This window comes from Bacteroides sp. MSK.20.82, assembly GCF_019052485.1.
Taxonomy (GTDB): Bacteria; Bacteroidota; Bacteroidia; order Bacteroidales; family Bacteroidaceae; genus Bacteroides; species Bacteroides thetaiotaomicron.
This window is the reverse complement of sequence record NZ_JAHQUN010000015.1, coordinates 97,092-104,545: the sequence shown is the minus strand read 5'-3', so window position 1 is coordinate 104,545 and position 7,454 is coordinate 97,092. Positions and strand designations below refer to the sequence as shown.

The 7,454-nt window shown below is 39.9% G+C and carries 7 protein-coding genes; all 7 read right to left on the bottom strand.

The features are described 5' to 3' along the window. Positions 1-975, bottom strand: a 975-nt coding sequence (locus tag KTR07_RS14605; protein WP_195364960.1) for a M56 family metallopeptidase, incomplete at its 3' end; no start/stop codon positions are given. Between the two features lie 101 nt (positions 976-1,076). Beyond that, the gene (locus tag KTR07_RS14600; protein ID WP_217315450.1) at positions 1,077-3,209 is read right to left on the bottom strand and encodes a M56 family metallopeptidase; all 2,133 of its coding nucleotides are present in this window, start codon (positions 3,207-3,209) and stop codon (positions 1,077-1,079) included. A gap of 17 nt (positions 3,210-3,226) precedes the next feature. Continuing rightward, positions 3,227-4,843 carry a M56 family metallopeptidase gene (locus tag KTR07_RS14595; protein WP_061473390.1) on the bottom strand — a complete coding sequence of 539 codons (1,617 nt, stop codon included), beginning with the start codon at positions 4,841-4,843 and terminating at the stop codon, positions 3,227-3,229. Positions 4,844-4,877: 34 nt separating this feature from the next. Continuing rightward, on the bottom strand, positions 4,878-5,243 hold the full coding sequence (locus tag KTR07_RS14590) for a BlaI/MecI/CopY family transcriptional regulator (RefSeq protein WP_008759873.1): 366 nt from the start codon (positions 5,241-5,243) through the stop codon (positions 4,878-4,880). A 636-nt stretch (positions 5,244-5,879) separates the two neighbouring features. Then, entirely contained in the window at positions 5,880-6,182 is a 303-nt protein-coding gene (locus tag KTR07_RS14585; protein ID WP_008764409.1) for a hypothetical protein, read from the bottom strand. Between the two features lie 78 nt (positions 6,183-6,260). Beyond that, positions 6,261-6,473 carry an Arc family DNA-binding protein gene (locus KTR07_RS14580; RefSeq protein WP_008764408.1) on the bottom strand — a complete coding sequence of 71 codons (213 nt, stop codon included), beginning with the start codon at positions 6,471-6,473 and terminating at the stop codon, positions 6,261-6,263. A 27-nt stretch (positions 6,474-6,500) separates the two neighbouring features. Next, positions 6,501-7,448, bottom strand: coding sequence for an SPFH domain-containing protein (locus tag KTR07_RS14575; RefSeq protein WP_008764407.1), 948 nt, complete (start codon positions 7,446-7,448; stop codon positions 6,501-6,503). Positions 7,449-7,454: the final 6 nt, after the last annotated feature.

Here is a 7,454-nt window from a genome sequence, read left to right as displayed (position 1 = left end):
CACATCTTTGGTGATTTCTTCCACTTTTGCTTCTACAATTGCAGCCAAATCATTAACTTTGACTGCAGAAATCTCCTCAACTCTTTCGGAGATTTCGGGACGGGCAAAAGCGGTTACTGCAATAGTTGCCAACGGAAGTACATACAAGTACTTCAAACGTGCCCAAGGATTCGATTTTTCTTTTAACATCATAGTGATACGTTTTTTAAGTTTACTGTGATTAAAGCTGTTGGCCATAGAGTAGAGCCTTGTGCCAACGGCTTTTTTTATTAATAATAACTGATAATCTTTCGCATCAATACCTTCATTAATAACTGTTTCATCGGCTTCATATTCATGAATATTCTGTAATTCCTGTTTCAGCAGCCATATACCGGGGTTGAACCATTGAAAAAAGATACAGATATCAGCTACCAACAAATCGATGGAATGACGATTCTGAATATGTGCCATTTCATGAATCAGAATCTCGCGTCCATCCTCTTCCAAATCTTTCCGGGAAATAACGATATATCTCATCCAACTGAAAGGAGCGACCTCCCGTTCCAGAACAATCAGTCTGACTCCTCCTTTAAGCCTTTCCCGTTTACCCGATTTAATCAGTAATAGTAAACGGGATAAAGAGTAAAGATTACGGCATGCAAAGAATATAATACCAACCAGATAAAACAGCAACAGAACTTGTACCCAGGAAATGGAAAGTTCCTCCGGCTGTGCAACCGACACCTCCGCGGGATCCATAGCTTCCGCCATCATCAATAGTTGCTCAACTGTCAGTACGGTCTGACTCAATTCGGTCTGATGAGCAGTAGTCACCTCTATAAAGGGAATCAGCAGGGATAAAAATAATATCCCTAATAAGGCTATCCTGTTGAACCGATGGAATGTTTCCTTACTTAACAACAATCTGTAAAACAGATAAAATAAAGACAGACAAACCGCCGATTTCAAAATATAGATAAGAAAGATTCCCATAGTCATTGATATTTAAAGGAGACAAATATAGTTTTAACCCGGATTAGTATAAATAATAAGGACGCTGAATGACCATTTTATTAAGTATATTGATTCCTAAGTTATTTATCCAATACGATTTTTATATCTTTTGCAGCTTTTGTCCTGAAAAGCACCTTCTCACCCCGAGAAATCTGGAGAGAGGCGTCTTTAGGAGTTTTCAGCTCAAAGTGTCCAGTTGCATCAGTCTTTGTAGACGATGAAGTTCCATACATAGTAATAGTGACTCCTTCCATAGGCTTTCCTTCCTTATCCATTACAATACCCGAAGCCAATACCCACTTATCCGAATTTCTTTCCGTTTCAACACGGATCGTAGTTTCACCCTCCCCGCTATTATCAATACGTGATACTCCACGCACTTCATTTGCCGGAATATTTTTCAATTCTTCTTCCGAGGCTTCCTTACCATCAATAAAGAATAATACCTTTCCTGTAGGAACAACTTTATTATCGTGGATATTCATTGCCATCTCCCAAGCATTGTTATAGGGACGTTGCGGATTCTTTTTAATGTCTTCATATTCCTCCTCAGAAAGCAAGTCTATCAAAATCACTCCATTCTTCGCCTTCTCACCATAAGCCTCCAAAGCAGCCTCTGATTTCAAGACAGAAAAGCTTTTTATACGATCCGGAGAAATCTTAGACAAAGCATTAGGTTCCAAAACTTCTTTACCGTCAATCACTACTAGTGGTTCCTCACCATCATATACACCACGACTGGGAAGTCCGCCAATGCCAGGGACAGAGTTCAGTTTAGGAAATGATCCGGTTTTAGTCTTAAATTTAGCCTGAGTTTTAGTAATTCGAAAGTGGTTATCCGCATTCGGCAGTAATTCAATATCATAAACACCATGTTTTCCTTTCTCGCCATAGATAGAAAGAGCCGCATCGCTACGTAATATAGACACAGTCTTTATTCGATTCGGGTTGGCTTCATCATTCATTATCGAATACAATGTATCTTTAGATACTTCCTTACCATCTACCAATATAAGAGGCTTATTTGATTCCGATATCCGTTCAAAACGGCCACCATATAAAACAACCGAACTTCGCTTGGAAGCAACGGAATCATTGAATATTACAACTGAATCTGCTGAATATACAGTCGATGAATCCTTAGAAACCCAACGTCCTCCATACATTTTTGATTTCTCAGGCACTACATAGGGCTTAGCTTTCAGGGAATCTTTCAGCACATCTTTGGTGATTTCTTCCACTTTTGCTTCTACAATTGCAGCCAAATCATTAACTTTGACGGCAGAAATCTCATCAGCCTTTTCAGAGATTTCGGGACGGGCAAAAGCGGTTACTGCAATAGCTGCCAACGGAAGTACATATAAGTACTTCAAACGTGCCCAAGGATTCGATTTTTCTTTTAACATCATAGTGATACGTTTTTTAAGTTTACTGTGATTAAAGCTGTTGGCCATAGAGTAGAGCCTTGTGCCAACGGCTTTTTTTATTAATAATAATTGATAATCTCTAGCGTTTATACCCTCATTAATGACCGCTTCGTCGGCTTCGTATTCATGGATATTCTGCAATTCCTGTTTCAATAACCACGCTCCAGGATTAAACCACTGAAAGAATATACAGATATCTGCTATGAGCAAGTCCCAAGAATGGTGCTTTCTGATATGCGCACATTCGTGAATCAGTATTTCACGTCCGTTCTCCTCCAAATCAGTTCGTGAAATCACAACAAACTTCATCCAACTGAAGGGTGCCACATTCCGGTCATGAACCAACAAAACAGTATGTTTATCTATCTGTCTCCGTTGCGCCGTATTCATTAACCGAACAAGACGGAATAAAGAATAGACATTCCGGCAAACAAGGAAAAATATGCCCGCTATATAAAATAGAAGAACTATTTCTATCCAATGCACTGGGCTTCTCCACGTATCTACCAAATCATCTCCTTCCACTACTGTTGTCACCTGGGTTTCCTGATGATTCTCTGCCATAACAAGTAGTTGTTCAATTGTCAGTACTGCCTGATTTATTTCATTCTGCGGCGCCTTGGTCACTTCAATCAGCGGAAGCAACAAAGAAAACACGAGAATGCCCAACAACGCAATCCGGTTAAAACGGTAGAACGTTTCTTTACTCAACAGCAGCCTGTAAAACAAATAAAACAATGACAGGCACACCCCCGATTTTAGTATATAGACGAAAAAGAATCCCATATATAGATTAATTCCAGTTAGTTCTCTGCCAATTTCTTCTCAAACTCCTCCAAATAGGAAGGATTCTTTTTAGATGCCAACACCCAAATGCCTTTCTTGGCTTTACTACCAAACTTAGATTCCAGATTCGTCGACTCCGGCAAAATTTCCCATACATCATGCAACAGATCATCCGGAGATAAGCTCTTCAACTGCTGGTAAGAAATTTCTTTTCCATCCAAAAGAATAAGCTGTCCATCATGCCCGGTTCCTCCATCCGTACAATAAATCTTAAAGAAATCCTTCACATAATAAATGCACTTCACAGTATGAGAGGTCTTCACTTCATGAGCAAGTGCAGGATGAGCGTTCTGCTGCTTTTTAACTCCATAGAGTTCATTCAACGATTTAAGCATTCCTTTTTTTACCCGATGAACAAAATCCGCCAAGTCACTTTCTGTCCACGGAGTAGTGGAAGACAAACGTAGTATTCCTTTCTCCTTTTGGTAAACACCTTTCCGATAACTGATGACATTATCATCAGAACTTGATTCCGAAATTGACCATCCTGCATATCCCACAGGGATATGCATTTTTAGAGTATCGATTTCTATAATTTGTACAGTGTCCGATTCTGCATAACTCTTAGAAACCAGAATCTCTTCGAAATGTCTCACATCCAATGTATCCTGTATGAATGCATTTCCCTCCTGATTATTCATATTCAGAAGATTCGGACGGGCAAAAAGAACAGCTGTAATAGCTGCCAACGGAAATACTATCAAGTATTTTGATAATTTCCAAGGATTTGATTTTTTCTTCAACATCATAGTAATACGTTTTTTAAGTGAACTGTGATCAAAACTATTCACCATAGAATACAGCCTTGTTCCAACAGTCTTTTGAATTAATAAAAGCTGATATTTCTTTGCATCAATCCCTGCTTTCAGAACTGATTCATCTGCTTCAAACTCATGTACAGTTTTCAATTCTTTTCTGAATAGCCACATTGCAGGATTAAACCACTGGAACAAAAGGCAAATCTCCGCCAATAATAGGTCCCGGAAATGTTTGTGCATGATATGCGCATACTCATGAGCTATAATTTCTTCGCCATACTCCTCCAAGTCCTGCCGGGATAGCACAATATAGTGTCTCCAACTAAACGGTGCCACATTTTGCTGATGGACCACCAATCTGATTTTTCCTTTCCAACACTTCTTCTCACTGTTACGAATCAAACGGTATATACATGCTATGGAAAATATGTAACGCAACAATAACAGCAATGCTCCACCCAGATACAGAAATCCCAAATTGCCAAGGGTCAAAATAGTGAAATCAGACCTTTCTTTCTCTAATTGTGTATGTAACGTAGTTGTTGTGACCTGCTCCATTTTCTGCAAATCATGTTCTTGCTCCGTTTCTTCTTCCGGAATATTCAGACGTTCAAACACTTGCTCAATCTGTGGTAAATGGAAGTTCTGTGAAACTTTGAGCGAAGGAATGACAAATGCAACCAATATAAGCCCGATCAACACCATCCGGTTGAATCGATGAAATGTCTCCTTGCCTAGCCACAAGCGGTAGAATAAATAAAAAACAGACAGACAAAGCGCTGTTTTCAACATATATATGAGGAAGAAAATGTGCATAGTATTGTTTTGTATTAGATTGTGTTATTCTTTATTATTTCTGATGAGCTTGTTCCACCTCGTTTATAAGCCTTTTCAAGTCATCCAAAGAAATATCCTCCTCTTTGACCAGAGATGAAACAGCGCTCAAATATGAATTATTGAAATACTTGCTGATTACATTCCGCAATGTCCCTTTACGAAAATCTTCTTCGCTGACAACGGGATAGTACTGATAAGTATTCCCAAAAGTATGATGAGCCAGGAATCCCTTATCTTCAAGCCCGCGAACAATTGTAGATAACGTATTGAAATGAGGCTTCGGTTCCTCATAGAAAGCCAACATTTCTTTCACAAACAAAGGGCCTTTCTCCCAGAAATACCCCATCAATTCCTCTTCTTTTACTGTTAATCCTTTCATATTTACAACATTGTTTACTGCAAATAACGAGAAGTTTTAGTTCATAAACTAATTTTCATAGTTAAAGTAAACTAAATGCTTTAGTTTATCTTCTTTTCTAACAATTGCGGCAAGGTATACCTATTTACATATTGGCATTAAACTCAGATTCTATCGGGATTTATCCATCCATTCCCCCAGCCTCTCAGAAAAGAATTATGTTTTTATCTCTCATACTCTCATTCTTTTCTTATAAATATCAGAGAACTAACAAGATACAAAATGAGAGATACTTTCATCATCGGTATCTCTCATTCTATTTCAACTTATCTCTCATGATTTTTCGGACAGTATACCGTTATCTTACCTTCATCCGGCTGTCCTTTACAGATGATACTACCTATCTTCTTAGCATCTCTTACCTACATCCTTATCTTATCTCCCTTACATACCTCTGTTTTCTTACCGACATCTTCATCGTTCCACTAGAGTGCACAGGCCTGTGCACTCTAGTGAACAGATCGTGCCACCCGGGTGAAACGATCTGTTCACCCGAGTGGCACGATAACAATTGAACTTATATCACACGACCTTATCCGATAGATAACACAAGAATATAGGGTTGTTTATCTGAAAAGTAAGGCTACATCTCCCTTATTATCCCAGTAATTTATCAATGATAAAATGGCCGATGAAGAATAAATCGCCCATGAAAACAATGCTGAATATCAGAAAAGCAAAGCAGGTACTCCAACGGGAACCTCCTGCTTCCTCGCCACGTTTAATACGGAGCAGGGAACTGTGCAGACAATCACCCGCAATGAACAGCACAAACAGACTCGGTATCAAGTCACCCCATGATATCAACCACAGGTTATCACCTTTTCCCATCAGGAATGTCAATGCTACGGCCAACAGGAAGACAGAAGCATACTGCAAATCTTTTCTCTTCGAATTCATAGCGGTAATATTTAAAGTACTTTTCACAAAGATATCGAATATCTTCCAATAATCCTTATCAATTCTATCTAAAAAAGGTTATGCCTGATCGGAAGATTCGGACGGAGCATTCCCTGCCTTAGCGGATTTCTTTTTCAGCCGACCGCTCTTTCTCAGCGCTTCGGCAATAATCCACTGAAGTTGTCCGTTGGTACTGCGAAACTCATCGGCTGCCCATTTTTCGATGGCATCCATTGTCTCGGCATCTACACGCAAAACAAAACTCTTTATTGAAGATTCTTTTTTAGCCACTACCTTCTTACCTTCTGTTTTTATTTATTAATGATTCAACGTACCTGTATTGACTACCGGCTGTGCAGCCTCATCCGCACAAAGAACTACAAGCAGATTGCTGACCATCGCCGCCTTCTTGTCCTCGTCCAATTCAACAATTTCTTCTTCAGAAAGTTTATGCAAAGCCATACGTACCATTGATACGGCACCCTCCACAATCTTTTCACGGGCACTGATAATGGCCGAAGCCTGCTGACGACGCAACATGACGGCTGCAATCTCCGGAGCATAAGCCAGATAGTTAATACGGGCTTCCACTATTTCCATTCCGGCCATCGCCAGACGTTCGTTAAGCTGGTGTTCCAACTGATCATTAATTTCATCGCCACCGCTCCGCAATGTCAATTCATCCGAATTCGCTTCGTTATCATCGTAAGCATACAATCCTGCCACCTGACGGAGAGCAGCGTCACTCTGCACACGCACAAAATCTTCAAAAGCATTCATTCGTCCGGCAACGGTTACGCTCATCTGTCCGGTTCCTTTATTATCCGCCATCGTCTGTGCATCGATTTCGAACATGGCCTTATACGTATCCTTCAGTTTCCAGACAAGCACCAGTCCTATCAGAATGGGGTTACCAATCTTATCATTCACCTTGATAGGTTCTATATCCAGATTACGGGCACGCAAAGAGAGCTTTTTCTTATTCATAAAAGGATTCACCCAAAAGAAACCGGTTTCGGTAAAGGTACCCTTGTACTTTCCGAAGAATACCATAGCCCGGGCTTCGTTCGGTTCCTGAGAAAAATATCCGGGAATCATCAGAATAGCTGCTGCAAGAAAGAGGATCAACAGCAGGAACAAAACAATACTTCCTTTAAAAAGGATAAAGCTCATCACAATCAGAAGAGGCAGTATCGCCAAATTAACAAACAAGGCTACAAACCCATTAATAACCACGTCATTGTACTGAAATTCTTTTGCATTCATAGGACT

Excerpts from the sequence above, each read along its gene's own strand:
- KTR07_RS14600 (WP_217315450.1), bottom strand. The coding sequence starts at position 3,209 with ATGGGATTCTTTTTCGTCTATATACTAAAATCGGGGGTGTGCCTGTCA.
- KTR07_RS14595 (WP_061473390.1), bottom strand. The coding sequence starts at position 4,843 with ATGCACATTTTCTTCCTCATATATATGTTGAAAACAGCGCTTTGTCTG.
- KTR07_RS14590 (WP_008759873.1), bottom strand. The coding sequence starts at position 5,243 with ATGAAAGGATTAACAGTAAAAGAAGAGGAATTGATGGGGTATTTCTGG.
- KTR07_RS14585 (WP_008764409.1), bottom strand. The coding sequence starts at position 6,182 with ATGAATTCGAAGAGAAAAGATTTGCAGTATGCTTCTGTCTTCCTGTTG.
- KTR07_RS14575 (WP_008764407.1), bottom strand. The coding sequence starts at position 7,448 with ATGAATGCAAAAGAATTTCAGTACAATGACGTGGTTATTAATGGGTTT.